Source organism: Roseateles sp. P5_E11 (genome assembly GCF_054049355.1).
Window position 1 is genome coordinate 1 of the sequence record NZ_JBFUMO010000888.1, and the last position, 1,659, is coordinate 1,659.

Genomic DNA, 1,659 nt, shown 5'->3' on the forward strand with positions numbered 1-1,659 from the left:
GAGAAGGCCAGCACGCGCACGCGCGTCAGCTTCGAGGCGGGCATGTACCAGATGGGCGGCTCCGTTGTGCACCTGACGACGGGCGACAGCCAGCTCGGCCGAGCCGAGCCGGTGGAGGACTCGGCGCGCGTCATCAGCCGCATGGTCGACATCGTCATGATCCGCACCTTCGAGCAGAGCAAGCTCGAGGCGTTTGCGGCGCATTCGCGCGTGCCGGTCATCAACGGCCTGACCAACGAGTACCACCCCTGCCAGATCCTGGCCGACCTGTTCACCTTCATCGAGAACCGCGGCATGGACCGGCGCGGCGCCATCGACATGGACTGCCTGAAGGGCCGTGTCGTCGCCTGGGTGGGGGACGGCAACAACATGGCCAACACCTGGCTGCAGGCGGCCGAGATCCTGGGTTTCAAGGTGCATGTCAGCACACCCAGCGGCTATGGTGTGGACCCGGCAGTGGCCGGCATCAAGGACGCGAGCTGCTACCGCGTGTTCAACGACCCGCGCGAGGCCTGCGACGGCGCCGACCTGGTGACGACCGACGTCTGGACCAGCATGGGCTACGAAGCCGAGAACGAGGCCCGCAAGGCTGCGTTCGCGGATTGGTGCGTGGACACGCAGATGATGGCTCGCGCCAAGCCGGACGCCCTTTTCATGCACTGCCTGCCGGCCCATCGCGGCGAGGAAGTGGCGGCGGACGTCATCGACGGACCGCAGTCGGTCGTCTGGGATGAAGCGGAGAACAGAATGCACGTGCAGAAGGCACTCATGGAGTACCTGCTGCTCGGACGCATTGGCTGACACGCCTCATCTCGAAAGCAAAAAGCCGGCTGCGAACAGCCGGCTTTTTCTTTGGCGCTCGCTGATCAGGCGCGACGGCGGCGGGCCAGCACCAGGGCGCCACCGGCGAGCAGCAGTGCGATGCTGCTCGGCTCGGGGACGGCGGAGATGTTGTCCAGCGCGGCAACGCCGTTCGTGCCAGTCAGGTCGAAGGACAGTGCCGTGCCGCTGTAGCTCAGGATCTTCTGGGACCAGGTCGAGTAGTCACCGGTCGCGGTCAGCGTGATGGTGCCCAGAAGCGAGCCTGARCCGTTCAGGCCCGAATAGGCGCTGATGGTGGCCGTGTCAGTGCCGGCGTAATAGAAGCTCAGCCCGCCGGCAACGCCAGCGGCGACATTCATGTAGGCAGCCGTATTGACGACCCCATCGAGCTGCACGAAGGCCACGCCGAGCGGCGACGGTGCATTGCCGAAGTAGCTGAAGTTGGCGTCGTTGGACAGCCCCAGCACATTGGTGAAGGTCACGCCGTCGGCAGCGTAGGTGTTGGCCACCTCGTCGCCATAGGACCAGTTCTTTTCAAAGTCCACGGACAGCGGAGCGGCCGCGAAAGCCGGCGAGGCCAGGCCAAGGGCCAGGGCGAGAGTGGCGAGCTTCATTGAAAACTCCAGAGCTTGAAGGTTGAGGCGGCAAATGGAAGAACGCCGCTGCGTTTGAATCGGGCCGGAGTGTGGTGGTCAAAGACGACAGGCGCGTGACGCCCGAGAGTCATCGGCTTCGTCACAGCGCCGTCACCTGCGCCTGCGATGGTTGCCGCCCATGCCCGCCTCTCCCCTGCCCCGCCGCCGACTGCTGCTCGCCGCCAGCGCTGCCTACCTGGGC

2 protein-coding genes are annotated in these 1,659 nt (G+C 65.7%); one reads left to right on the plus strand and one right to left on the minus strand.

All coding sequences use genetic code 11. The features are described from left to right. The coding region (gene argF, locus ACXJKR_RS31760; protein WP_457326243.1) for an ornithine carbamoyltransferase at positions 1-801 on the plus strand (801 nt) is incomplete at its 5' end. 65 nt (positions 802-866) lie between these two features. Here the strand turns inward: argF and ACXJKR_RS31765 are convergent. Next, entirely contained in the window at positions 867-1,436 is a 570-nt protein-coding gene (locus tag ACXJKR_RS31765; RefSeq protein ID WP_056201870.1) for a PEP-CTERM sorting domain-containing protein, read from the minus strand. Positions 1,437-1,659 lie beyond the last annotated feature (223 nt).